The organism is Candidatus Sodalis endolongispinus (assembly GCF_018777395.1).
Taxonomy (GTDB): domain Bacteria; phylum Pseudomonadota; class Gammaproteobacteria; order Enterobacterales; family Enterobacteriaceae; genus Sodalis_B; species Sodalis_B endolongispinus.
The window spans coordinates 2,642,346-2,666,352 of sequence record NZ_JAFJYC010000001.1 but is presented as its reverse complement, the minus strand read 5'-3'; the positions used below and the strand labels follow the sequence as shown (position 1 = coordinate 2,666,352).

Here is a 24,007-nt window from a genome sequence, read left to right as displayed (position 1 = left end):
ATAAAACTATCTATAAATAACATTGAAAAATACACAACGGGCACTGCCTATGGTGCCAGTGCAACGACATTTCTGTGTGGAGTCCTATCGCTTAGTGATTGGGCGTTGATTACCGGTATTATCTGTTCAGTGCTGACCGTTGGGCTCAACTGGTACTACCGGCACAAGGAATACTGTTTTAAGACGAAACATGAAAAATAATAACAATAAAGAGGACGTGATGATGAGTAAGAAATTAATACTTAACTTACATCCTCCAAACGAAAACCCCGGCAAGTCATCAAAGGCTGAGCAGTATCTTATTACCAATAATGCAGCCTATTACAATGTCGTGGTCAGTGTTGTTGCGGAAAGTGGGGATTTTCTCTACTTTCAGGGTTGGGATAACGGTCAGTATGAAACGTTCACACCCGATAGGTACCAATACTGGGCTGAACTACCGATCGGATTACTATAATGTCTCCCGAACTTCGTAAACGATTGATAACAGTGACGGCAGGCGGCGCATTAGCACTTGCTGCCGTCTTGGTGCAGTGGCACGAAGGTAAACGCTATAAGCCATATCGTGATGGCGGCGGCGTGCTCACTGTCTGTCACGGTCATACCGGCAAGGACGTTACGCTAGGGGAAATTTATAGCGAAGAAGAATGTAACGCTTTGATGAAGCAGGATTTGCATGTAGCACGTACTACAGTTGAACGTTATGTCACTGTTCCGCTTACCGATTTGCAGAAAGCCGCCTTGACTTCATTTGTTTACAATATCGGCAGTGGGGCATTTGCCAATTCAACGCTACTCAAAAAATTGAACGCCGGAGATATTCAGGGCGCTTGTGACCAGATGCGCCGTTGGAAATACGATGAAGGAAAGCTATCAAACGGGCTGATTAACCGCAGGGAGGTAGAGCGGGAAATTTGTTTAAATCCAAATGCACTAATCAATCCAACTCACCATGAGCAGTATTGAAATGGTTGATTACATTAACGCTGACCGTGCATCAAAAGCAAAAAATGAAGGATTGGCGTTCCCTTGCAAGAAGTATCGTAAGTTACGTCACGACAGCTTTATGCTTAAAGTGCCAAAGGTCTTAGGATAGACCACATCTCCAAAAAATTTTGGAGATGATATTTTCACCGCTGGAAACGGCGCTCAAGCCACACGCAAGATTTACCGCTTCCCCAAGCGTGAAGCTTGCCTAATGGCAATGAGCTACAGTTACGAACTACAGGCAACCGTGTTCGACAGGATGACTGAGTTAGAAGGTAGTCAAGATATTAACCTTCTCGACTTGTCCGGTTTAACAGAACTCATCATTAAGCAGATGCAAGATCGGGTGGCACTGGCTGAAAAGTATTCTTTCATAGAGCACGGTCAAAAAGGTAGTAGCCTAATGGCGTTACGCAGAAGAGAAAAAAACAATTAAAATAGTTGAAGAACAGGTGAAAAAACTCTCTCAACTTCTTCTATGCGATCTTGGCGATTTTCCCGATACCAGGAATTTAAAGCAAGATGAACAACCTAGAATTCATTGAAAAACATGTAATAACTGAATTGATGAAGCAAGGATATGACCAATCTGTGGCACGGATCAGTGCAGACATAGCGAAAGATCATTATCGCCGTAATGCAGCCAGCACAAAGGGTAAGATCTTTGCGAATTGCCTACATGTTGCCAAAGTCTGGGCTGGAAAGTACCAGCCTCAAATCAAAAGATAATTAGCCGTTTTTTTACGCATTATGCCTGATGCATATTCAACCATGAGCTTTTTGGGATAGAGCCTTGAGGGTAGTCGGTGGCAAACATCGCGCCTACTCATGGGCTGACTATTCCTAGGCACGAGGCTCTATCACCAAAAGGAAATAGTGATGCAATTAGTGGAAATAAAGAAATTTGATCTTGTAGCGAATACTATGGCGATTGCTGAGGGTGTTGAGAAAGATCATGACACCATTATCAAGCTTGTTGACCGTAACAAAGCTGATCTGGAAGAGTTTGGGCCACTCGGATTTGAAATCCGTATGGTTGAGAGAAGCCAAGGCGGTGGCAAGCCTCTTCGTGTTGCATTTCTCAACGAGCAGCAAACTACACTCTTAATTACCTACATGCGCAACAATGATGCTGTTCGTGTATTCAAGAAGAAGCTGGTTTCCGAGTTCTTCCGTATGCGCAAGGCATTGGCGGGCAAGAAGATGGATCGCAGTACCGCCAGGATTGAGTACCGTCCAATGACCGATGCCATCAAACACGAACGCGAAGCACAGGGAAAAACCATCGCGCCACACCATTTCAGTAACGAGGCTGATTTAATAAACCGCATTGCACTTGGTATGACATCTGCAAAATTTCGTGTCCACCATGAAATAGGCAAGAAAGAATCTATCCGAGACTATCTGACGCCGGAGCAGATCCATTGCATTACCGAATTGCAACGCGCCAATAAAATATTCATTGGCATGGACTGGGACTTCGAGCAACGCAAGGCTACGCTGATGGGGATATTCAATAAAAACCATCGCGAGCCATTGATTGAAGAACAGCACCGACTGGCAGAATGATGCGCTGGAAACTCCTCACGCTTGCCGCTCTGCTGCTGGCATCGATGACCGGGGCGGCGCTTTACTATCGCGCCTTGTATCAGGAAGCGGAACAATCCCGGCAGCGCGTTGAGACACAGGCCGAATCCCGGCAGGCGGAGATTGAGCAGTTAAGTCGTCAGATACAAACTATCGCTGCTCTGGATTTGCAACACACGCGAGAGCTTGAGAATGATAAAAAACGGATTGCGCAGCTTGAGCGCGATCTGGCTGACGGTCGTCGTCGGTTGCAAATCAACGCTATCTGTCCAGCAGTGCCAACCGGTAGCACCGCCGCCCGCATGGATGATGCAACCCGCGCCAGACTTACAGACACCGCTCAACGAAATTATTTCACCCTCCGACATAGAATTGAAATCACCGAGCAGCAAATAAATGGCTTACAGGATTATATCCGGCAGGTTGTTTTTGCAGGGGGGTCGCCATATCAGCAAAGTAAGGAAACAAAAAAGTGAAAAGCAATTTTTCAGGATTCACTAAATCTCAAGTTGTTATATTTTTAGTTGCTTGATTATATTTATTTTCATGTTGGGATTAGGTTTTACATGGCTACTATTGTTCGCCTGGAACCTGTTAGCTTCTTCAGCAGGTTTTTCGGTGATTCCTGTTACTTGGTTAACGGTGATTGCCACTATGATTTTAATCGGCTTTGTGCGGATCATATGTATGTGGATAAAATATTAAAATGAAGAAAACCACACTCTACGATTCTCGATGGGATAAAGCGCGCCGGGCATTTCTTGCCAGAAATCCCTTATGCGTGATGTGCCTCGAAAGTGATTTAATTAATCCTGCTACTGTCGTTGACCATATTTTACCGCACCGTCTTCACTTTGCCCAGACACCAGAAGAATTGAAGATAGCCCAAAAACGTTTCTGGGATGAAAAAACTGGCAGCCACTCTGTGTTCAGCATCACAACACAACAAAGCAACTGATGGAAAAAGGGAATAAAGGCTATGGTTGTGACGAAAACGGCATACCGAATAATCAAAATAGTCATTGGAATACCACAATATAATGGGGAGGGCGGGTTAAAAGTTCCCGTAAAAATGGCTTCCTGACCCATGTGCCCCCTCTGTACGCACAGTCGCGAAATGAAATACCATTTCACAAAATATCACATATTATTGAAATATAAATACTTTTATAAAAAATAACAAAATGGATACATTTATGGCAGGAAGACGCCCAAAACCCACAGCCTTAAAATTAGTGACCGGCAATCCAGGAAGAAGACCACTCAATAGCGCAGAGCCTACCACACCACCCTATTTATCCCCTGTCCCAAAACACTTATCCAATACGGCAAAAGAAACCTGGGAGCGGCTAACGCTGCTGTTAAATAGCATGGGCGTATTAACGATTGCCGATGCTTTTGCGCTGGAAAGGCTGTGTGATATTTACGCTGAGATCCTGCGGTACCGCGCCTTGATAGCGAGAAACGGTGAAACGTTTGAGGTACATTCTCAAAACGGCGTATTAATCAAGTCGAATCCCGCTGTTTCGATGCTGTCTGATGCGGATAAGCGCTTTAAGAGCTATCTGGTGAAATTTGGCTTAACACCCGCAGCAAGAACCAAGGTGAGGACGCATGACAAAGAAAAAAACCGGACTAACTCGACGAGTTCTTCGCTCACTGATTTTGCCACCCACTATGCCACTCAAGTTGTTTCAGGCGTGGAGCTTGCCGGGCCTGATATTCGTCATGCCTGTCAACGTCACTTGCGGGATTTATCGACGGGTAATACGCGGGGTCTGTTGTGGGATCTCGGATCCGCACAGCGTGCCATCCGTTTTTCTTACAATGTATTGAAATTAAACGGCGGTATCTATGAAGGCAAGCCGTTTAATTTACTCCCTTGGCAGTGTTTTATCGTTGGCTCCCTTTTTGGATGGCGAAACAACGAAGGACAGCGCCGTTTTCGCATGGCCTACGCTGAAGCTGGAAAAGGTCGCCACTGGCGGCGGGGATAGGGCTATATTGCCTGGTTGCCGATAATGAAGCGCGAGCCGAAGTCTACGCCGCTGCCACCAAAAAAGACCAGGCGATGATCCTGTTTCGTGACGCCGTCGCGATGGTAGACCAATCGCCAAAGCTGGCCGAACGTATCCAGAAATCCGGTGGGGCGGGTAAGGAGTGGAATCTGGCATTTTTACAAGCCCGTGCTTTTTTCGGCCTATCAGTGCCGATGATGGGCAATCCGGTCCGCGTCCTCGCTGTGCCTTGATTGACGAAATTCACGAACACAAAAGTAATCAGGTCGTTGAAATGATGCGTGCGGGCACAAAAGGCCGCCAACAGGCATTGATTTTCATGATCACCAATAGCGGCCATAACAAAACCAGTGTGTGTTACGACTATCACGAATACGGACGTAAAGTGGCAGAGGGCAGCATTGAAGATGATAGCTTTTTCGCATTTATCTGTTCGCTGAACGAAGGCGATGATCCCTTTAAAGATAGCGGTTGTTGGAAAAAAGCGAATCCCTCATTAGGGCATACCTTCAGCGACCGCTATCTACAGGAGCAAGTCACGCAAGCCCGCGGGATGCCTGCCAAAGAGAGCATGGTTCGTCGTCTTAATTTCTGTCAGTGGGTCGATGCCGAGAATCCCTGGATTAATAGTGATAGCTGGATGGCGTGTGAGAAAACCTCACTGGATTTAGCGGCGCTGGCAAACTCACCCTGCTACGGTGGCCTGGATTTATCCGGCAAGCAGGATTTAACGGCGCTGGCGCTTTATTGGCCGGAAGAAAAAGCGGCTTATGTCGAGTTCTGGACACCGAAAGACACCTTACTGGAGCGTGCCAGGGTCGACAGAGTGCCTTACGATGCCTGGTTGCGAGCGGGTTATCTTAACGCCCCGCCAGGGAATGCGATTAATCTGGGCTTTGTTGCCAAACGGATAGCGGAATTATCCGCACGATATACCATCAACCGTATTGCCTACGATGCGTATCATATTGATTATTTACGGCCAGAACTGGAAAACGAAGGGGTGAATACGGTATTAACACCGCACGGACAAGGCTTTGGCAAATCGAAACAATCCGGACTTTGGATGCCAAGATCCATTGAATTGTTTGAGCAGCGTCTTCTCGGTGGCGAATTACCGCATTGATTTTAATCCCTGCCTACGCTTGAACGCCGCAAATACGGTTATTGAAGAAGATAAAAACGGCAATCGTGTTTTTAGCAAACGCCGCAGTAACGGGCGCATTGACGGTGTGGTCGCACTGGCGATGGCAATCGGGGCCGCCGAAGTGCTTGAGGAAGAAACCGGCGATCTGGATGGCTTTTTAACCAATCCGATTATGGTAGGGGTATAGTGAAAAAACATAAATCTCCCAGCAAAATTAAAAGCGCGGTGCTCAACTGGTTAGGGGTACCACAGAATTTAACCGATACGCAGTCATCGTTTCATGACTATAGCCAGAGTAAGAGCGGACAGGTGGTGACAACGGATAAAGCCCTGCAACTTTCTGCGGTCTGGGCGTGCGTCTGTTGAGTGAATCAATATCCACGTTACCGCTCAAACTGTATCACCGTGAGTCGGATGGTTCACGCCGCCTCGCACAGCAACACCCTGCTTATCCTGTCTTATGTCGTCGTCCTAACCTAGAAATGACCCCTTCGCGTTTTATCCAAATGATTGTTGCCAGCTTGTGTTTACGCGGTAATGCCTTTGTTGAAAAAAGAAGGTCGGTCAGCGTCTGGTCTCCCTCGTCCCACTATTACCGCAAAACATCACCGTTAAACGACGTGATAACGGGCGACTGGAATACCACTATACCAACGACACCGAACCGGGTTATTCCTCATTAAAACAGAGAGTTATTGCAGATAATGACATGATGCACATACGGGGGTTCGGATTAGACGGCATTTGCGGCATGATGCCGTTGAAAACGGGTCGTGAGGTGTTTGGTTCCGCGATGTCGCTCGAAACAACGGCAGCGCGGTATTTCCAGAAAGGCATGTCGGCATCCGGTTTTATCTCGTTCGATAAGTTGTTGTCAGAAGAACAACGTGAAAGATTTAATAAGCATCTTGAAAACTTTGCTGGCTCAGAAAATACCGGAAAAGTGATGTTGCTAGAAGCCGGAATGAAATTTAATGGTATCACCCTCGATCCGCAAACCTCACAAATGCTGGAAAGCCGCGATCATAGCGTCGAAGAAATCTGCCGTTGGTATCGCGTTCCGCCGTTTATGGTCGGTCATATTACGAAACAAAGCAGTTGGGCTTCTAGCGTGGAAGGGATGAACCTGATTTTCTTGACCAATACCTTACGGCCCTTACTGGTCAATATTGAACAGGAAATCGCTCGCTGTCTGCTGGATAATGACGAGGATTATTTTGCGGAATTTTCTGTTGAAGGACTGCTCAGAACCGATAGCACGGGTCGAGCAGCCTATTACACGACTGCGCTACAAAATGGCTGGATGAGTCGCAATGATGTGAGGAGACTGGAAAATCTGCCGCCGATTGATGGCGGAGACCTGTATACCGTTCAGTTGAACCTGACGCCCCTCGATCAACTGGGGCAGGAGAATGACGGCGAAAAAGCACGAGCTGCGCTAAATGCCTGGTTATTTCCTGAAAAATCCTCATCTCATCACCCGACTGGCACCCAGCAAGAAACAGAATAACTGGAGTTTTTCCCGATGAAAAAAAATGCACTTCCGGTATTACCGGCGGTTTTTCCCTGTCCGAAAATGACCAGTGAAATTTCACCGTCAGCATTAGCAAAATGGAACAGCAGCATCAGGGCATCAAGCCAGGATGATAATACGCTATCGATATTTGAGACGATTAGACAGGATTGGGCAGGCGAAGGGATCAGCGCTAAACGAATTGGCGCAATCTTGCGTTCACTGGAAGGTAAAGATATTACCGTCAATATCAATTCGCCAGGGGGCGATCTGTTTGAAGGTCTGACTATCTACAATCAACTCCGTGAATATGCGGGTAAAGTGACCGTGAAAATATTATGGTTAGCGGCCTCAGCCGCTTCAATCATTGCCATGTCTGGTGATGAGATACAAATCGGGCGCAGTGCTTTCCTGATGATCCACAACACCTGGGGTATGGCCGTCGGTAATCGCCATGACTTTGCCGAGATTGCTGAAAAAATGATGCCTTTTGATTTTGCCATGCGCGATGTTTACGTTGCCAGAACCGGCATGGATGAAAAGATGATCACCGCAATGATGGATAATGAAACCTGGATTAATGGCGGTGAAGCGGTAGAAAAAAGGTTTGCTGATGCCTTCCTTCCCGCTGATAGCACACAACAGGATAACGATTCGCCTACCGCCGCACTGCGAAAACTGGATGCTCTGTTGGCGAAAACCAATACACCTCGCGCTGAACGCAGACGATTATTTAAAGCTTTACTGGGTGATATGCCGAGCGCTATCACGCCCTCTCACGGTACGCTGCGCGCTACCCCTGATATTTCCTCAGAGATTGTGACACAACTGGATAATGCTTTGCGTCGTCTGGTGTCGATACCCCATTAAACTGGAGACAATATGTCTGATATTAATGAAATGTTCAAGAAAGTAACCGCTTCTATTGAAGAAGCCAGCAGCAAATATAGCGCCCAGGCAGAAAAAGCCCTGAAGGAAGCGCAAAAATCCGGTGAGCTTTCCGCAAAAACCAAAGTGGCCGTTGATAAAATGGCGGTTGAACTGAACGCCTTACGCGAAGCAGAAAAAACCCTGAAAGCCCAGGTCGGCGAAGTGGAACAACATATTGCCCAAATGCCCGTCGCCAATGCGTTGAACGTGGTGAGTTCTATCGGTCAACAGGTGGTTGGCATGGAGGTAGTACAGGCTTTAGGCTCGGGCATGGAATCCAGTAAACGGGTAATAGCCACAATTAACGCCGCACTTATTTCATCGGATGTCACCGGAACGATTGTCGCCCCCGACCGTCAATCAGACATCTTGACCAAGCCGAAGCAACGGTTGTTTATTCGTGATTTGATTGCCAGTGGAAAGACGCAAAGTAACACGATTTATTACGTGAAGCAGAAAGGATTTACCAATAATGCCAAGACTGTCGCGGAAAATACCGCCAAGCCATATAGCACGATTTAATTTGAAGAGGCCACAGTCCCTGTTCGCACGATTGCTCATATGTTTAAGGCCTCCAAGCAAATTCTGGATGATTTCTCGCAACTGGCCTCGATTATCGATATGGAACTGCGTTATGGCCTGAAATACGTTGAAGAGCAACAAATTCTCTTCGGTGACGTTACCGGTTCAAACCTGAACGGGATCTTTACTCAAGCCACTGCATTCAAAGCAGAATTAAAACCAGCACATCGAACTGCGATCGATGATCTGCGGCTTGCCATGCTACAAGCGCAACTCGCACGGATCCCCGCGACAGGCCATGTGTTGCACTTTACCAACTGGGCACAGATTGAACTTATCAAGGATACGCTGGGGCGTTATCTCCTTTCCAATCCGGCAGCCCTGACTACGCCAATGTTGTGGGGCTTACCCGTTGTCGTCACCGAAGCCACTGAGTTTAAATATAAATTCCTGGTGGGGCTTTCAATTTAGGTGCGCAACTGTTTGACCGTGAAGAAGCAAACGTGGTGATCAGTACCGAGAATACCGATGATTTTGAAAATAATATGATTTCGATTCGTTGCGAAGAGCGTCTGGCGCTCGCGGTTTACCGCCCTGAAGCGTTTATCAAAGGTGACTTAACCAAGATAGAGGTTTCAGGTAGCGCGGGAAAGGCGGGAATAACGGAGAGTAATCAACGTTAAACACAATGGCCTATCAATGTAGGCCATTGTTTACTGGAAATAAACAACCATGTTTATTAACAAAGAACAGGTCAAACGACAATGCAGGATTGAATTAGACGATAACAGTGAAGATGTACTGCTTGATAGTTATATCGCCGCCGTAGAGCAAAAAACCATCGCACACCTTAACCGTAATCTCTACAAAGCCTCCGTGCCTAAAACTGACCCTCGCGGCCTGGTTATCAATGCGGCGATTATTCAGGGTATGTTGCTATTGGTGACGGGGTTATATGAGCATCGTGGGGGGGATATCCGATATGGAACAGTTGTCTATTTTTCCGTTTTTTAAGTTTTTAGTTGATGACTACAGGCTTAGCGGACTATGAAACCGCATTATAGCAGACCGTATTCCCGTTTCCCCGATCCCGGGGGGTTAAATAAGCGCGTTTTGTTTTATACGCGACAGGATGAACCGATAGGCGGCAGCGGGATACAGGCAGCAAATCAAGACGAACATACCGTCTGGGGAAAATTGATCCCCGTGAGTGACACACTTCGCCTCCACTCTTTTCAAATCAACAAAACCATCACGCATAAAATCATTGTGAGATACAGACAATCGCTTTACTCCAGTGATCAAGCACGGATTAACGGTGTCGTCTACCTCATACGAGGCGTTACTGATATCCACAGTGCGGGTCGTTTTCTGTCTTTTTCCTGTGAAGAAATGAGCAGTCAACCAGAAAGAGGAAATGATTTTGGATAATCTCCATATTGATTTTCATCAACCCAAAGAATTTGTCTTTAATCGCGCAAGGATCCGTCGTGCTTTTGTGAAAGTCGGTCAAATGCATCTGAAAGCAGCACGTCGTCAACTGATGAAGCGGGGTGGCCGTTCACGACCCGGTGAAACCCCACTGTGGCAAACCGGACGATTAGCCCGATCTATCGGTTATTACGTCCCTCGCGCTTCCTCACGGCGACCTGGGTTAATGGTTAAGATCGCCCCCAATCAGAAACGCGGTGTCGGCAGTAAACCGATTGAAGGCGATTTTTATCCTGTTTTTCTGTATTATGGGGTACGTAGCGCTTCTCGCGGTATGTCTAAACAGCACAAACGACAAAAACGTCACCACCAACGCGGGGGTTGGCGTATTGAGAAACGTCAAAATTACATGGTTGCCACGTTAACGCGGCTGAAAAGTTGGGCGAGCTACACGCTAAAGATAGCACTGCGTCAATCACTGCGGGCAGAGAGAAGAAAAGGAAAGGATCATGAAACTTAGTCCGATTATTGCGGCATTACGAACCTTGTGCCCTCGTTTTGAAAACAGAGTAGGCAGTGTCTCTCAATATGAGGATTTACCGGATTGCGGCAAACTTGCTTTACCCTCTGCTTACGTTATTCCGGGAGAAGATGTTGTCGGTGAACAACGGTCACAAAAGGATTATTGGCAATCATTAACAGAAAGTTTTTATGTTGTGGTAATTTTAAATAATGCACGCAATCAAAAGTGACACTATCCCTCTGTCGACGCATTAAATGAAGTCAGGTCTGAAATCTGGCGGGCATTACTGGGTTGGCAGCCAGAGCCGGGTTGTGGTGCAATTAATTATGCCGGCGCGGAGGAAGCCGATTCAAACCGCGCTGAATACCATTACCTGTTTAAATTTAATACTGAAACAGACATTAACGCCGAAGATACCCGCCACGATGCTGACCTGAACAATTTACCCGATTTGCATACCGTTGCTATTGATCTAAACGAACAAGCAAGCAGTGTAAACTCGCATTTGGAGATGAAGATAAAATGATAGGTACACAACCTGAAATTGTTTTTATTAAGCCTAAGCACTGGCGAAAAGTGCCCATCCATCAATATATGCACGACACCAAAGAGTATTTTGGTGACTATCTGCCAGAGGAAGGATTGCAGGTTCAAAAAACGCTTTTTTGGATCAGAAGAAAACAGGACGATGATATCGAAGACGTAAGTGAATCCGATAATTCCCCAATTGTGCAAGAGTCGACTGATACTACAAGAACAAAATTAAAAAAAGCTAAAGAGGAGACGCCGGAATGACCATTAGCTTTAATACCGTGAACGCTAATTTTCGGGTGCCTGGTTTCTATCCCGAAATGGATAACAGTGCCGCCAATACGATGCAAGCCAGCGGCCCCGCACTGCTCATTGGTCATGCACTCCCTGATGCAAAAATGACCTTGAATTCCCCGATGATGCCCTCAGCAGAAATGATGCAACAATTAGCCGGTAGTGGCAGTCAGTTACACCGCATGGTGCAAGCGTATCGCCGGATTGATGCTATCGGTGAACTGTTTGTCATTGCTGTACCTGAAACGACGGGCACTGAAGCAAAAGGAGAGATTGCGATAAGTGGCACTGCAACCGATGCCGGTGTCGTCACACTCTATATCAGCAATCAACGTATTTTAGCTGCCGTCAAGAAATCGGATACCGCGAATACGGTTGCCGCCGCGCTTGGCAAGGCGATTAACGATAACGAGGACTTACCCGTCACCGCGACGATTAGTGCTGAAAAAATCAGCTTGACGGCAAAACATAAATGGTTAACCGGCAACGATATTCCGTTGATGCTGAACTATTATTCACCGACAGGCGGTGAGAATACCCCTCACGGTCTTAATGTTACCATTACTGCCATGAGTGGCGGTGCTGGTTCGCCAGATATGGACAGCGTTATCAGTGCGATGGGTGACTTGTTATTTGATTTTATTGGCTTGCCTTTCGGCGATTCTTCCTCATTACAAACGATGAGTGCGGAGATGAACGACACGAACGGACGCTGGAGTCCTTATCAACAGTTATACGGCCATGTTTATACGGCGAAAAAAGGGACAATCGGCGAACTGGTCGCTTTTGGCGACACTTTCAATGATCCGCATCTCAGCATCGCCGGATACGAACCCGCCATCCAAACCGCGATTGATGAACTGGTCGCGGCACGACTGGCGCGGTGTGCGATATTTTTGCGCAATGATCCGGCGAGACCGACCCACACTGGCGAATTAAACGGGGTATTACCCGCACCGTCTGGCAAGCGCTTTACGTTGACAGAGCAGCAGTCCCTCCTTTCACACGGTATCGCCACCGCTAATGTCGAAGGTGGCGTATTACGCATTCAGCGCGATGTGACGACCTACCAGAAAAACAGTTACGGCGTGGCCGATAACAGCTATCTGGACAGTGAAACACTCTATACCAGCGCTTATATTTTGCGGCGATTAAAATCAGTGATTACCAGTAAATACGGACGGCAAAAACTGGCCAGTGACGGTACCCGATTCGGTGCAGGTCAAGCGATTGTTACGCCAGCCGTAATCAAAGGCGAACTCTGTGCGATTTATCGCCAGTTGGAAAATGAATGGATTGTCAAAAATTTTGACGCTTTTCGTCAACATCTTATCGTTGAGCACAACGCCAATGATCCTAATCGGATTGATGTCGTTTTTCCTGCGGATTATATCAATCAATTACGTGTATTTGCGTTGGCGAATAAATTCAGGCTGCAATACAACCAGGGTGAGGTGGTGTGATGACGGGAAAAAGAAAAATAGGTGGCACCTGCTATTTTAAGGTGGACGGCCAACAACTCTCACTGAATGGCAGTGTAGAAGTGCCGATGAATACGGTTATTCGAGAAGACATTGTGGGTATTGATGGCAGTGTGAATTACAAGGAAACGCATCGTGCGCCTTATATCAAGGCAGAATTTAAAGTTGAGCGACGTTTTCCGATAGGAAAACTCACTACAGCAGATGAAATGACCATTACCGCTGAATTAGCTAACGGTATGGTCTATGTGTTGTCAGGCGCGTGGCTATCCGGCGAATCTTCACATAATGCTGACGAAGGCACGGTCGAGATGGAATTTCACGGAGACGAGGGATTTTATCAATGAAATCAATAGCACTGAGTAAGCCTATTCAGGTACACAATAACAAAGTCACCGTCCTGGAAATTCAGGAACCCACGTTTGATCAGGTTGAAAAATACGGCATTCCTTTTAGTTATTCTGAACGAGGCGATATGCGGTTGGATACGCGTTCAGCTCTGTCTTATCTGCCTGAACTGACGGGGATACCTCGCTCCTCTGCACAACAACTAGCGCTACATGATGTATTTGTCGCTTCGATGATCATCGTGGTTTTTTTTACCGGTGCCCAGAACCTGGCAATCTCAGACGACGATTCTATAACGTTGCCTGGTTCTGGCGACTAAATCCCCTTGAATTACGCCAGCATCCGCTAAGCCAGTTCTTTGATCTGGAAGCGGAGGCTGTTCGCATCAACGAGGAGCGACAGGGTGGCTAATAGTTTTGAGTTAAAAGCAATCATCACTGCCGTTGATAAACTCTCCGCCCCGCTAAAGGGGATGCGGCGTGAAATGAAGGCCTTCAAGAAAGAGTTTAGCGCGGGAATGGCAGGCGCGGCAGCATTAGGTGCGGGGATTGTTACCGCAATGGCTGGGCCTATCAAGCAGGCGATAGACTTTGAGTCGACGATGGCCGATGTTCGCAAGGTAGTTGATTTTGATACGCCTGAGCAGTTTAAACAGATGTCGGAAGATATTCTTAAGCTATCGACAGCATTGCCGATGGCCGCAGATGGCATTGGTCAGATTGTGGCCGCAGGTGGCCAGGCGGGGATAGCGAAAGAAGAATTAATGTCCTTCGCCCAATCCGCTTGATTTATCCCCCTGAAACACCAGACAGTAGCTGTATCTCCAGTTGAGATCCTAAAAGAAGCCGTGGAGTACGGCCAGTCACGAAAATGGATAGCGCACGCGCCCTTGTTGCCAAAGGCCGGGGAATAGCACAGGTCAGCCGCACCATGAGCGTGTCGCGTGCGCCGCTGTCACTGCGGATTAAGCGTTCTGCCGACTGGCAGGACAGGCGCTGTAACCGGCGTAATGACGAAGCAGACGCTGAAATACTGTCGGACATCCACATCATCAGCGATATGCCCAGCTACGGCTATCGGCGGGTGTGGGGAATCCTGCGTAAACAACGTCGCGCAGAGGGACTGCCGCCGGTAAATGCGAAACGACTTTACAGGATCATGTGTGAGCATAACCTGCTGTTATTACATTGAAAACCAGAGCGGCCGAGGCGTGAGCATAAGGGCAGGATCGCGGTGGCAGAAAGCGATATGCGCTGGTGTTCAGATGGCTTCGAGTTCGGCTGCGACAACGGTGAAAAACTGCGGGTCACCTTCGCACTGGACTGCTGCGACAGAGAGGCCATAGACTGGGCTGCGAGCACTGGAGGCTACGACAGTTCGACCGTGCAGGATGTGATGCTGATGTCGGTAGAAAAGCGCTTCGGCGGCAGGTTACCCGATACAGCGGTGCAGTGGTTGACGGACAACGGTTCAGCGTATACCGCGCATGAAACGCAGAGGTTCGCCAGAGAACTGGATCTGGAGCCCTGCACAACAGCGGTGAGCAGCCCGCAGAGCAATGGCATGGCCGAACGGTTCGTGAAGACGATGAAGGAAGACTATATCGAGTTCATGCCAAAACCGGATGCGAGAACAGCCCTGCGAAACCTTGCAGCAGCGTTCACGCATTACAATGAAAACCATCCGCACAGCGCGCTGGGATATCACTCTCCGAGAGAATACCGGCGGCAGCGGGCTTTGTTAACTTAAGATACAAAAGCTGTACGGAGATGGCGGGGCAAGATCACAACAGATGACCGCTAAAAGAATGATTCACCAATAAATTGATAGTGATAAACGAAAGCAACAGCACCGGCCAATGCCGCATGGAATAGCGCAGAAACGCCGCTGTTGATACGCCAGCCGGGAACCAGATAAGCGCGACGTGTAACTCGGGATTATCAAACTGCATCGATATTATCCCGGAAAGGTAATAAACCAATAACCATATTCCCAGCACCGGTATATTGGGTAGAAAGGACACTGCCGCCGGTTTCATGGATCTCTCTCGTTGTTGAGTTAATTCATTAGATGATCGTTAAACCGAATGCAATTCCAATTGCACCGTTCCATCGTTTTTATCATAGAAGGTATGGCCTGTTTTGTGTGCACTTTGCCAATAAGTTTTATCGCCAATCATAAATGTGAGTTCAGTCAATAAACTGCCTTGGATTGTCTGCATCGTGTTTGCCCTTCAGAAAAAAAGACACAGGCGCACATTTATCCTGTGCCGTTTATTTCACCACGGCACACGGGCAGGCCAATGCGTGGTTACTTGCGAACGGGCGTTTTCCTCGCCACGCGATCGCCGGCATCGGCCGGTAAACGTAGCAGGTCTATCAGCCCGACGGCGGTCACCAGCAGAATTGGCCGGAAACCGAAGCGGCGCATGAGCGGCGTTGTCGCCGGTTTCATCGCCAGATTGCCGGCAAACACCGCCAATACCAGTATCCCTGCGTGAAAAGGATCCATGCCGAATCCCACCTGAAACAGCAGCGGCAACAAAAAAGGGACCGTACTGACGGTGATACGAAAGAGCGTGCCGCCGCCCATGGTAATGCGGAAGGTATGAATGCGCAGCGCATCCAGGCGCACCATCGGATGCCGCGCGCGGCGCAGGTGACGTAAGGCAATCAGTAAGGCGGCGAGTCCCACCGCCAACAACAGCCAGACCGCCGGCCAGTTGACCGGCAACTGGCTGCAAAGCTCCAGCGCGGTAACCAGACAAAGCGTTGCCAGACCCATAGAAACAAAGCCCATTTTGTCGAACGGTTGCGGGTGGCTTTCTCGGCTATTGGGAATGATGAGCCAGGCGATAATGATCGCCACAATCCCCAGCGGGATATTGATAAAGAAAATCCAGCGCCAACTGGCGTAGCTGGTAATAAATCCCCCCAGCGGCGGCCCGAGGATCGGGGCAACCAGAGCGGGCCAGGTCAGGGTGGCGATGGCGACAATGAGCTGACTTTTCGGCGTATTGCGCAACACCGCCAAGCGGCCAACCGGCACCATCATGGCGCCGCCGATGCCCTGAAGCACGCGCATGGCGATAAACTCGCCGACATTGTGCGTCAACCCGCACAGCAAAGATGACAAGGTGAAAATCAACAGGGCAAGGCTGAAGACATTGCGCGCGCCGTAGCGATCCGCCGTCCAGCCGCTGACTGGAATCAGCACCGCCAGGGTGATCAGGTAGGCGCTCATGCCGATATTCAAATCTACCGCCGCCACGCCGAAATCCCGTGCCATCTGCGGTAGGGCGGTGGCTATCACCGTGCCGTCGAGATATTCCATAAAAAACGCGCCCGCCACCAGCAGCGCCATGCCCGAAATGCCCCCCGAGACGTGCTGTGGCAGCGAAGGCTCGTCTTTCGGGGGGGTGGGTCGCGTTGCGCTGCTTGCGCCTGTTTACTCCTGGCCATAAAGTTCATTTACCGTCAAAGAGACTTATCGAAAGGTCGCCGCCGACATGCGGCTGTCGTTCTATTATTCACCCGGTTCATCCGTGCGCAAGGCGTCGTGACAGCAGTTCTGGTCGTTTTCCGGGCGATGTCGGCGCTGCGCCGGCGCGAGTCGCGGAAAGCGCTCGGGCCGTCTGACGTCCGCCGGCCGAGGGGGCGCCACGGAACCTGGAGCGGAGTCAATGACCCTTGTCTGCCTGAACGTCGCGGAAACGGGTTAGTTAAGCTTCCGTGCGACTTGCATAAGGGTAAACAGCGTCTGTCTGCCGCCCGCCATGGCATCTGCCGGTCTGCCATGACCTCTGTCGGTCGCGCGCATGGTACCGGAACCGCTGCCGTCTCATCCACGGTGTGGAAGTGGCGGTATGGAACTAGATTGGTACCAAATTGGTGATAATTAGGTGCCTTTATAGTGATCTTTAAGGGTTAGGCCGGTGCTGGCTTCCCCGTTTCTTGCGCGTGCTGCCTTAGGGTTGTTGATGGTGCCGTCAGTATTGCTGCTGCGCCGTCTGCGTCCGTGTTGCATCCACCTTAAGCGAAGCCTGAGGCCGTTTATGTCCTTAGCGCATCCACCCTAAGCGAAGCCTGGTGCCATCTGCGCTACGGGTCGCCTCCAGCGGTGTTGCTGGTCTGGGGCAGTGTGCGTCTAACGGCTCTGGCGGTTACGCGTCGCCGGCCCGGGCGTCGTTCATCACCATGGTTTTGCCGGCGGTCGGTGCCGGATTATCGGCTGCCGGCTTCTCGGGCATGGCGTCGGGCGCGATATTCATATGCCGCGACACATCGCCCATCGCCTGACCGAATATCGGTGAGGCCACCGAGCCGCCGAAATGATCGCCGGCGGTCGGATGATTGACGACGATGACCATCGCCACCTGCGGATTGCTGGCCGGCGCTACGCCGGCGGTATAGTTAATGTAGCCGCCATCGTATTTGCCGCTGGGGCCCATCTTCTCCGCGGTACCGGTTTTGATCGCCAGTCGATAACCCGGTACCGCCGCGCGCACGCCACCGCCGCCCGGCAGCGCATCGCTCTCCATCATATGCAGCACGGTACGCACAATGCCGGCATCGATGATCCGTTTGCCCATCACGGGTGGCGTCACGCGGGTGATGGACAGCGGTCTATAAACGCCCAACGAGCCGATGGTGGCGTATTCGCGCGCGATTTGCAGCGGCGTGGCGCGCAGGCCATAGCCGAAGGCAAAGGTGGCGCGTTCGATATCCGCACAGCGCAGACGGTTAAAGGGGAAATAGCCGCTGGTTTCACCGGTGATACCCAGCCCGGTGGGTTTGCCTAAACCAAAGGCTTGATAAAGATTGACCAGCACGCTGGCGGGCATCGCCATGGCGATATGCGAAACCCCGATATCGCTGGATTTCTGCAAAATGCCGGTAATGGTCAGTCGTGGCCAATGGCCGACATCGCGGATCAAATGGCCGTTGATACGATAAGGGGTAGTGTCCAGCACTGAATTGGGTTGGATCAAATGCTGCTGCAATCCGGCCATCACCACCAGCGGTTTTACCGTGGAACCCGGCTCGAAGCTGTCGCTAATAGCGACATCGCGCATGCTTTGCGGCGTCGCATCGGCAAAATTATTGGGATTGAAGGGAGGATAAGAGGCCATCGCCAGGATTTCGCCGGTGCTGACCTTGACCAGCACTGCCGCGCCGGAATCGGCTTTATTTAATATCACCCCGGCGCGCAAATGGGAATAGAGGGCATATTGATCGAATTTATCGATACTCAGCGTCACATCGGGCGCCTGTTGGGGCGCCGTATAATTGACCAAAGCGATTTCATTGTTATCGCCGTCCTGACGGTATTGCCGCATGCCCGGCTTACCCTGTAGCAGATTATCGAAACCGCGCTCGATACCATTTAGCCCCTGATTGTCGGCGCCCACGATGCCGATAAGCGGCGCCGCCGCCTCGCTCATCGGGTAATAGCGGCTGTCGTCGAACAGGCTGCTGATGCCTTTGAGATGCAGCTTCATAATATCTTGGGAGATACCCGATTCAACTTTGCGTCCGACAGAGACATAGCGGCGGGACGGATCCTGCGCGATGGTCTTTGCTAACGCCACCGGTGGTATTTTCAACGCCTCCGCCAGATAGCGCCATTTATCATCGTTGAAATCGGGATGGGCGGCCAGGATCACTTTCGGATCGGCAATGATGGTGCGCGAGGGTACGCTGAGCGCCAACACTTCGCCGTTGCGATCGGGTAAGAGTGCCGCGGTTAGTTTGAATTGGCATGGTGCGCAGCGAGCGTCGGCCTGTTTCTCAAGCATTGGCCGCTTAAAAAGTTGCAAATAGCCGACCCGAGCCAATAGCAGTAGCAAGCAGCATAAGACGCCCAAGCATAACAATGTAAAGCGGGAACCTAAATAAGGCATAGGGGCGCGCAGCGTTTTTTTGGCGGTCGACATAACGCTCTCTTAGGAAAATCAGCGGTTGTTGAAGCAGGTGAAAGTGTTACTGAATATCACCCGCGGGCGGTAGAGAATAAATGTTTCAGAAATTGAGCGCTGAAAGCCTGCGATAATAGCGCCAGAGAATTTCGCGGCCATGTTCGTCCCCCTCGGGGCGGGGTTCACGGCAAAAGACCCTGGTGTGCTAGTGCAAGTCTCCACCGTGGCGGCATAAGATACCGTTGCGAGAGAAATCATATTTTAGCCGTCATACGCGCATTTTAAACGCATGTTCGCCGTTGTTCATCGCTAATACTGCGGTACGGCGTCATCGTCAAGCGAAAATATCGCCGTGGCTTGGTGCTGTCGCGCCCGCCGTTATGCCGCACTGTCGGCAATGAAGCCGGTGAGTGCCCCGTGCTTGCCGGCGAAATTTGTCTCAACTTCAGACAGCGGCAGCGGCCCGGCCGCTGCGCCTGCCTGCTGCATATATGTTTAGAAACAAAATCCTTCAGAGGCACAGAAACCATTGCCGGCAATTCGGCGGTTGTGATATGTTATATTATAACATTTACTTTCTCGGGTAACATCATGTCCTTTGATTGTTCTTCTCGGCGCCTGACGATGGGGCGGAAGTGGCTTATTGCCTCGGGGCTGACGCGGATGCTAATGGCGCTGGCGATTCTTGCGATGCTGTGGGGTGCCATCTCCTGGTCGACGATGCTGCCATGATAACGTTGCAAAATTTGGTAACGGGATATCAAGGGCAGGGCGTAGGCGTAGCCCTGGACGGCCGCTTCGATAGCGGCAGTATGACCGCCATTGTGGGGGCCAACGGTTCCGGTAAATCCACTCTGCTGAAAACGTTGGTCGGCCTGCTGCCGCCGGTGCAGGGAACGTTATCGTTTGGCCCCGCCGGCCGGCCACGCATGGGCTATTTACCCCAGCAGGCGGAAATGGATCGCCAGTTCCCCTTGACGGTGTTTGATGTCGTGGCGATGGGCTGCTGGCCGGCCGGTGGCCTGTTGCGCCGCATCAACCGAGCCGGCCAGGCGGCTATCTGGCAGGCGCTGACACGCGTCAGCCTGGAGGTATTGGCCCAGCGCGCCATCAGCACGCTGTCCGGCGGCCAGTTCCAACGCATGCTGTTTGCCCGTTTGCTGGTGCAGGAAGCGCCGCTGATCCTGCTGGATGAGCCTTTCAGCGGGATCGATAAACCTACCTGCGGCCTGTTGATGACGGTCATTGAACAACTGCACCGCCAGGGACACACGATTATCGTGGTACTGCATGACAATCAGCTGGTGGCGCGGTATTTTCCTCAGACGCTGTGGCTCTCATCGGAACAGCCCGCGTGGGGCCCTTCGTCGCGGGTGCTGGCGCCATGGCCGGATTCGCCGGCCCCGATGCGTCCCCAACACCTGCAAAGTGTCTGAAAATGTTGCATTTATTGTTTGAGCCTTTTATCAATTACGGCTTTATGCGTCGCGCGTTGGTCGCCTGTTTCGCCCTGGCCCTGAGCACGACCCCGCTGGGTGGTTTTTTATTGCTGCGCCGCATGAGCCTGGTAGGGGATGCATTATCTCATGCCATATTGCCGGGCGTCGCCCTCGGTTATCTGCTGTCCGGCATGTCGCTTATCGCCATGGGGGTGGGCGGCTTTATCGCCGGATTGGTGGTGGCGGTTCTGTCCGGCTGGGTCAGCTCGATGACGCCGCTTAAAGAAGACGCCAGTTTCGCCGGTTTTTATCTGGGATCGCTGGCGTTGGGGGTGACGCTGGTATCGCTGCGTGGATCCAGCGTCGATTTATTGCATTTACTCTTCGGATCTATTTTGGCGGTGGATGCCGATGCCATTCGTTTTGTTGGCGCGATCGCCAGCATCACTTTCCTCAGCTTGGCGCTGATGTATCGCGCTCTAGTTATCGAAGCGTTTGACGCCGCCTTTTTACGAGTCAATCCCACTGGTTTTCCGCGTTTGATTCAGGCGCTGTTTTTGGCGCTGGTGGTGCTGAATCTGGTGGCGGGCTTTCAGATTCTGGGCACTCTGATGTCAGTCGGGTTGATGATGCTGCCGCCTGTGGCCGCGCGCTGCTGGACGACCAGCCTGCCCAAGATGCTGGCGTTGGCGACCGCTATCGGCGTGTTCTGTTCATGGAGCGGGCTTCTGTGGTCATTTTACGCTTCACTGCCGGCCGGTCCGACTATCGTGTTATCGGCCAGTCTGGTGTTTTTCCTCTCGGTATTATTAGAGCCGCGCGGTGGTATCGTACTGCTGCTGCGTCGGCGTGGCGTCGTAGTTAGCAAGGAGAAGATATGAAACGTTTTACGCTGTTATTTGCGATGGCTTTGATCATAGTCAGCCCGGCGGCGCTGGCAAAGACGGTAGACGCGGTGGCCAGCTTTTCTGTGCTGGCGGATATCGTCAGACAGGTTGGTGGCGATCATGTCAAGGTCACTGAGCTAGTCGGGACGGATGGCGATCCCCATGCCTTCGAACCGGCGCCGAAGGACAGCCAGTCGCTGGCGAAAGCGGACGTGGTGTTTGTCAGCGGGTTGGGGCTGGAAGGCTGGATCGATCGTCTGGTGACCGCCTCTGGCTATCGGGGTAAGGTTGTCACCGCGTCCACGGGGGTTAATCCCCGTCAAATGGAAGAAGATGGCAAAACCGTGACCGATCCCCATGCCTGGAACAGCGCGCGCAATGGCGCCTTGTATGCCCGCAACGTCATGAACGCGCTAATAGCGGCCGACCCGCAGGATGCAGACTATTTCCGTCAGCACGGCGAAGCCTACATTCAGAAATTGGAAAAGCTTGACGCATGGGCCAAGGCGGAATTCGCTGCCATCCCACAGGCGAAACGTAAAGTGTTAACCAGTCATGATGCTTTCGGTTATTTCGGCGCGGAATATGGCGTGCAGTTCCTTTCGCCAGTTGGGTTTTCCACCGAAGCCGAGGCCAGCGCCAGCGATGTGGCGGGATTGATCGACCAGATTAAACAGGAGCATATCGCCACCTATTTCATCGAGAACCAGACCGATCCGCGATTGGTGAAACAGATTGCCAGCGCCAGCGGCGCCAAACCCGGAGGCGAGCTGTACCCGGAAGCCTTGTCGGCCGCGGGCGGCCCTGCCGCCACGTATGAAGCGGCGTTTCGCCATAATGTCACCACACTTGCCGGCAGCATGAAGTAAACCCCCCGCCGTCGTCGCCGTGACCGGGTGACATGCCCGACCACGGCGGCGACGCAACCTTCTCTCACTAATGACGCTTTAATAGATTGTATGCATTAGGCGGTTTCAGCCGCATCGCTAGGGTAACCACGGATGGGCTGAATGAGGAATTACCGAAAGCGCTAACTCTCCTGAGGCATATTCTGGCATCGCCCGCCTTTCATCGAGGTCAAAGGCACGTTTCTGCTTATGGCAGACTCTTTACCCTTGCTCATTAAAGCCACAAAAACGCATCAGCAAAAAAATAAAAACGCCTAGGGGGGCGCTTATCGGGATAATGTCAAGGGTGCCCATGACGCAGTCATTGATCTTGCCCCGCCATCTCCGTACAGCTTTTGTATCTTAAGTTAACGAAGCACGCTGCCGCCGGTATTCTCTCGGAGAATGATATCCCAGCGCGCTGTGCGGATGGTTTTCATTGTAATGCGTGAAAGCTGCTGCAAGGTTTCGCAGGGCTGTTCTCGCATCCGGTTTTGGCATGAACTCGATATAGTCTTCCTTCATCGTCTTCACGAACCGTTCGGCCATTCTCTGCGGGCTGCTCACCGCTGTTGTGCAGGGCTCCAGATCCAGTTCTCTGGCGAACCTCTGCGTTTCATGCGCGGTATACGCTGAACCGTTGTCCGTCAACCACTGCACCGCTGTATCGGGTAACCTGTCGCCGAAGCGCTTTTCTACCGACCTCAGCATCACATCCTGCACGGTCGAACTGTCGTAGCCTACAGTGCTCGCAGCCCAGTCTATGGCCTCTCTGTCGCAGCAGTCCAGTGCGAAGGTGACCCGTAGTTTTTCACCGTTGTCGCAGCCGAACTCGAAGCCATCTGAACACCAGCGCATATCGCTTTCTGCCACCGCGATCCTGCCCTTATGCTCACGCTTCGGCCGCTCTGGTTTTCCATGTAATAACATCAGGTTATGCTCACACATGATCCTGTAAAGTCGTTTCGCATTTACCGGCGGCAGTCCCTCTGCGCGACGTTGTTTACGCAGGATTCCCCACACCCGCCGATAGCCGTAGCTGGGCATATCGATGATGATGTCGAGGATGTCCGACAGTATTTCAGCGTCTGCTTCGTCATTACGCCGGTTACAGCGCCTGTCCTGCCAGTCGGCAGAACGCTTAATCCGCAGTGACAGCGGCGCACGCGACCCGCTCATGGCGCGGCTGACCTGTGCTATTCCCCGGCCTTTGGCAACAAGGGCGTGTGCGCTATCCATTTTCGTGACTGGCCGTACTCCACGGCTTCTTTTAGGATCTCAATCTCCATCGTCTTCTTACCCAGAAGGCGCTGGAGCTCCCGGACCTGCTTCAATGCAGCTGCAAGCTCAGAGGCAGGAACAACGTCCTCCCCGGCGGTGAGGCTGCCTTCCTGATATTGCTTTTTCCACTTAAACAGCAGGCTGGGCTGGATACCGTGCAGTCGTGCGAGATGGGAGACATTCATGCCGGGCTCCATCCTCTGCTGAATAATGGCCATTTTTTCCTGAGGAGTTTTACGTTTACGGACTTCTTGACCTAACAGGATCCCGGTCATATCAAAATT

The 24,007-nt window shown here is 51.0% G+C and carries 19 protein-coding genes and 10 pseudogenes; 25 read left to right on the top strand and 4 right to left on the bottom strand.

Annotated features, from left to right (window positions below; all coding sequences use genetic code 11):
• From JZM24_RS12980 to JZM24_RS12875, 21 genes and pseudogenes are all read left to right on the top strand, one after another.
• Positions 1-201: a phage holin family protein gene (locus tag JZM24_RS12980; protein WP_312885009.1), complete on the top strand. Its 201-nt coding sequence runs from the start codon at positions 1-3 to the stop codon at positions 199-201.
• Positions 191-457, top strand: a complete 267-nt coding sequence (locus JZM24_RS12975) for a hypothetical protein (RefSeq protein WP_215669923.1) — start codon at positions 191-193, stop codon at positions 455-457. The genes JZM24_RS12980 and JZM24_RS12975 overlap by 11 nt, the downstream gene beginning before the upstream one ends.
• Positions 457-966, top strand: coding sequence for a lysozyme (locus JZM24_RS12970; RefSeq protein WP_215669922.1), 510 nt, complete (start codon positions 457-459; stop codon positions 964-966). Before JZM24_RS12975 ends, JZM24_RS12970 begins: the two co-directional genes overlap by 1 nt.
• Positions 953-1,532, top strand: a pseudogene (locus JZM24_RS19765) (Rha family transcriptional regulator). Before JZM24_RS12970 ends, JZM24_RS19765 begins: the two are co-directional and overlap by 14 nt.
• A 334-nt stretch (positions 1,533-1,866) precedes the next feature.
• A complete protein-coding gene (locus JZM24_RS12960) occupies positions 1,867-2,556 on the top strand; it encodes a Rha family transcriptional regulator (RefSeq protein WP_215669921.1) in 690 nt (229 codons plus the stop codon).
• Positions 2,556-3,050 carry a lysis protein gene (locus JZM24_RS12955; protein WP_215669920.1) on the top strand — a complete coding sequence of 165 codons (495 nt, stop codon included), beginning with the start codon at positions 2,556-2,558 and terminating at the stop codon, positions 3,048-3,050. Before JZM24_RS12960 ends, JZM24_RS12955 begins: the two co-directional genes overlap by 1 nt.
• A 230-nt stretch (positions 3,051-3,280) precedes the next feature.
• Positions 3,281-3,615 (top strand): annotated as a pseudogene (locus JZM24_RS12950) (HNH endonuclease signature motif containing protein).
• A 314-nt stretch (positions 3,616-3,929) separates the two neighbouring features.
• A pseudogene (locus JZM24_RS18730) lies at positions 3,930-5,926 on the top strand (phage terminase small subunit P27 family).
• Positions 5,926-7,249 (top strand): annotated as a pseudogene (locus tag JZM24_RS12935) (phage portal protein). The pseudogenes JZM24_RS18730 and JZM24_RS12935 overlap by 1 nt, the downstream one beginning before the upstream one ends.
• Positions 7,250-7,264: 15 nt before the next feature.
• Entirely contained in the window at positions 7,265-8,122 is an 858-nt protein-coding gene (locus JZM24_RS12930; RefSeq protein WP_215669919.1) for a head maturation protease, ClpP-related, read from the top strand.
• 12 nt (positions 8,123-8,134) lie between these two features.
• Positions 8,135-9,387 (top strand): annotated as a pseudogene (locus JZM24_RS12925) (phage major capsid protein).
• A 49-nt stretch (positions 9,388-9,436) separates the two neighbouring features.
• Positions 9,437-9,718, top strand: a complete 282-nt coding sequence (locus JZM24_RS12920) for a head-tail connector protein (RefSeq protein WP_215669918.1) — start codon at positions 9,437-9,439, stop codon at positions 9,716-9,718.
• Positions 9,719-9,751: 33 nt separating this feature from the next.
• On the top strand, positions 9,752-10,135 hold the full coding sequence (locus JZM24_RS12915) for a phage head closure protein (RefSeq protein WP_215669917.1): 384 nt from the start codon (positions 9,752-9,754) through the stop codon (positions 10,133-10,135).
• Positions 10,122-10,655, top strand: coding sequence for a hypothetical protein (locus tag JZM24_RS12910; RefSeq protein WP_215669916.1), 534 nt, complete (start codon positions 10,122-10,124; stop codon positions 10,653-10,655). Before JZM24_RS12915 ends, JZM24_RS12910 begins: the two co-directional genes overlap by 14 nt.
• A pseudogene (locus JZM24_RS19760) lies at positions 10,645-11,184 on the top strand (phage tail terminator protein). Before JZM24_RS12910 ends, JZM24_RS19760 begins: the two are co-directional and overlap by 11 nt.
• The gene (locus tag JZM24_RS12900) at positions 11,181-11,453 is read left to right on the top strand and encodes a DUF2635 domain-containing protein (RefSeq protein ID WP_215669915.1); all 273 of its coding nucleotides are present in this window, start codon (positions 11,181-11,183) and stop codon (positions 11,451-11,453) included. The pseudogene JZM24_RS19760 and the gene JZM24_RS12900 overlap by 4 nt, the downstream one beginning before the upstream one ends.
• Positions 11,450-12,946, top strand: coding sequence for a phage tail sheath subtilisin-like domain-containing protein (locus JZM24_RS12895; RefSeq protein WP_215669914.1), 1,497 nt, complete (start codon positions 11,450-11,452; stop codon positions 12,944-12,946). Before JZM24_RS12900 ends, JZM24_RS12895 begins: the two co-directional genes overlap by 4 nt.
• Positions 12,946-13,311 (top strand): phage tail tube protein, encoded by a 366-nt coding sequence (locus JZM24_RS12890; RefSeq protein WP_215670166.1) that lies wholly within the window; start codon positions 12,946-12,948, stop codon positions 13,309-13,311. Before JZM24_RS12895 ends, JZM24_RS12890 begins: the two co-directional genes overlap by 1 nt.
• A complete protein-coding gene (locus tag JZM24_RS12885; RefSeq protein ID WP_215669913.1) occupies positions 13,308-13,631 on the top strand; it encodes a phage tail assembly protein in 324 nt (107 codons plus the stop codon). The genes JZM24_RS12890 and JZM24_RS12885 overlap by 4 nt, the downstream gene beginning before the upstream one ends.
• Before the next feature lie 84 nt (positions 13,632-13,715).
• Positions 13,716-14,096 (top strand): annotated as a pseudogene (locus JZM24_RS12880) (phage tail tape measure protein); the annotation flags it as partial.
• 45 nt (positions 14,097-14,141) lie between these two features.
• Positions 14,142-15,061: pseudogene (locus tag JZM24_RS12875) on the top strand (IS3 family transposase); the annotation flags it as partial.
• 34 nt (positions 15,062-15,095) lie between these two features.
• On the opposite strand, the gene JZM24_RS12870 reads toward JZM24_RS12875, so the two are convergent.
• The 3 genes and pseudogenes from JZM24_RS12870 to JZM24_RS12860 form a co-directional block, all read right to left on the bottom strand.
• Entirely contained in the window at positions 15,096-15,350 is a 255-nt protein-coding gene (locus JZM24_RS12870; RefSeq protein ID WP_215669912.1) for a hypothetical protein, read from the bottom strand.
• Positions 15,351-15,661: 311 nt separating this feature from the next.
• Positions 15,662-16,675, bottom strand: a pseudogene (locus JZM24_RS12865) (MFS transporter); the annotation flags it as partial.
• A gap of 799 nt (positions 16,676-17,474) precedes the next feature.
• Positions 17,475-19,247, bottom strand: a pseudogene (locus tag JZM24_RS12860) (penicillin-binding transpeptidase domain-containing protein).
• Between the two features lie 573 nt (positions 19,248-19,820).
• On the opposite strand from JZM24_RS12860, the gene JZM24_RS12855 reads away from it, so the two are divergent.
• The 4 genes from JZM24_RS12855 to JZM24_RS12840 are packed head-to-tail and all read left to right on the top strand — an operon-like array spanning position 19,821 to position 22,424.
• Positions 19,821-19,961 carry a hypothetical protein gene (locus tag JZM24_RS12855; protein ID WP_215669909.1) on the top strand — a complete coding sequence of 47 codons (141 nt, stop codon included), beginning with the start codon at positions 19,821-19,823 and terminating at the stop codon, positions 19,959-19,961.
• Positions 19,958-20,665 carry a metal ABC transporter ATP-binding protein gene (locus JZM24_RS12850; RefSeq protein WP_215669908.1) on the top strand — a complete coding sequence of 236 codons (708 nt, stop codon included), beginning with the start codon at positions 19,958-19,960 and terminating at the stop codon, positions 20,663-20,665. The genes JZM24_RS12855 and JZM24_RS12850 overlap by 4 nt, the downstream gene beginning before the upstream one ends.
• Positions 20,662-21,549: a metal ABC transporter permease gene (locus JZM24_RS12845; RefSeq protein WP_215670163.1), complete on the top strand. Its 888-nt coding sequence runs from the start codon at positions 20,662-20,664 to the stop codon at positions 21,547-21,549. Before JZM24_RS12850 ends, JZM24_RS12845 begins: the two co-directional genes overlap by 4 nt.
• Entirely contained in the window at positions 21,546-22,424 is an 879-nt protein-coding gene (locus JZM24_RS12840; RefSeq protein WP_215669907.1) for a metal ABC transporter substrate-binding protein, read from the top strand. The genes JZM24_RS12845 and JZM24_RS12840 overlap by 4 nt, the downstream gene beginning before the upstream one ends.
• Before the next feature lie 381 nt (positions 22,425-22,805).
• On the opposite strand, the gene JZM24_RS12835 is transcribed toward JZM24_RS12840, so the two are convergent.
• A protein-coding gene (locus JZM24_RS12835) for an IS3 family transposase (protein ID WP_215670161.1) occupies positions 22,806-23,998 on the bottom strand; the annotation gives its coding sequence in 2 pieces (ribosomal slippage) (positions 22,806-23,686 and positions 23,686-23,998; 1,194 coding nt in all).
• Positions 23,999-24,007: the final 9 nt, after the last annotated feature.